We start from the raw sequence: 1,846 nt of genomic DNA on the forward strand, positions 1-1,846 counted from the left end.
GGTTTCCAGCGTAACGAACTTCGCTGCCGCACCTGCGCCAACCACGATACCAATCGCTACCATCGCGTTGAGATAGGTGGGCGTAGCGTTATCGGTAATGCCCAGCGCCACCGGTACCCACAGCACCAACAGGAAACGCAGCGTGACACCCGCTCCCCAGAATAAACTGGTGCCCACCAGCGAAAAACGCGTTTCACCATTGCGCCATAGCGAGGTGCAGGCATTCAGGAAACTGCGGGTCATGTTGATGAGATTCCAGGACTGCCCCGGACGCGCCGCCGCCAGTTTGGGAATGTAGATATTGGCAACGACCGCACCACCGTAGGCCAGTGCGCATGCGGCCAGGGCGACGAGGACATGCCAGTCAGCCAGCACACCACCGGCTACGGAACCGAGCAAAATCGCCGCTATGGTAGAAGCTTCCATTAAACCGTTAGCTTTCACTAACTTACTACCCGTGGTTAATTCGCCGAGAATACCGTATTTCGCCGGTGAATAGGCTGCAGCACCAACACCCACCAGCGTATAGCCGAGAAACGGATTGATACCAAAGCAGATACTGGCTGCGCCCAGCAGCTTCAGGCCGTTGGCAAACATCATCACCCGGCCTTTGGCGAAGCTATCCGCCACCTGCCCGACAAACGGCGCAAAAAGAATGTAAGCACCTACAAACACCATTTGCAGGATGGGCTGGCTCCACTCCGGATAGAACTGCGCTTTCAGTAACGCCAGAGTGGCAAACAGTAGGGCATTATCGCCAAACGCAGAGAGAAACTGCGCCACGATAACCGCTTTCATCCCCTTCGACCACAACGAAGTGTTAGTGTGCACTGACTCACTCATCGTGTTGTTCCGCTTCGTCTACCCAGCTTTTCAACGTGACAAAGTCAGGTTTGCCGCTGCCAAGTAATGGCATCTGTTTCAGATAGCGAATATCGCGCGGTACAGCAAGCTCCGGCACGCCGTGCTCGCGGGCATACTGTTGCAACTTATCGCGCGTCAGTTCGTTATCTGTGGTGAAAAGCACCAGTGCCTCGCCTTTGCTGGCATCGCTCTTAATCGCAGTGGCATGGACTTTATCTGGCGAAACACCAAGTGCCAGTTGTTCCACCATTTCCAGCGACACCATTTCGCCTGCAATTTTGGCAAAGCGTTTTGCGCGGCCCTGAATCTGCACAAAGCCCAGCTCGTCAAAACGCACAATATCGCCAGTGTCATACCAGCCGCGCTCCATTTCGCCGCGAACATTCTCGGCGGTGGGCACTTCCAGTACACCTGGCTTCTCCACCCGCAGATAGCCGTTCATTATGTTCGGCCCTTTCAGTTGCAGGCGTCCGCCCTCTTCGATACCAGGGACCGACAACAGGCGCGCATCCATTCCTGGTAGAATACGCCCTACCGTACCGGGTTTCGCCGCCATCGGTACGTTGATAGAAACGACAGGCGCGCATTCGGTCACACCGTAGCCTTCAAGGATGCGCAGGCCAAATTTATCCTGCCAAAGCTGTTTGGTACTTTCTTGTAGTTTTTCTGCGCCTGCCACCACATAGCGTAGACGATAGAAGTCATACGGGTTGGCGAAACGCGCGTAGTGACCGAGGAAAGTCGAAGTGCCGAACAACACGGTGCAACTGCGGTCATACACCAACTCCGGCACAATACGGTAATGCAGCGGGCTTGGATAAAGAAACACTTCTGCACCTGTGAGCAGTGGCGTAAACAGGCCTACCGTCAGCCCAAAGGAGTGAAACAGCGGTAACGCCGACATAAAGCGATCGTTGGTGGTGAAGTCGGCAATCGTTTTAATCTGCTCGACATTCGCCAGAATGCTTTTATGGCTATGGAC

2 protein-coding genes are annotated in these 1,846 nt (G+C 54.8%); both read right to left on the minus strand.

Annotated elements, in window-relative coordinates; genetic code table 11:
- On the minus strand, nt 1–843 hold an 843-nt coding region (gene lplT / locus QZF50_RS23565; protein ID WP_290389039.1), incomplete at its 3' end, for a lysophospholipid transporter LplT.
- On the minus strand, nt 836–1,846 hold a 1,011-nt coding region (locus tag QZF50_RS23570), incomplete at its 5' end, for an AMP-binding protein (protein WP_290389040.1). The genes lplT and QZF50_RS23570, both read right to left, overlap by 8 nt.

The sequence above is a fragment of the uncultured Escherichia sp. genome (genome assembly GCF_948475835.1).
Lineage (GTDB): Bacteria > Pseudomonadota > Gammaproteobacteria > Enterobacterales > Enterobacteriaceae > ECMA0423.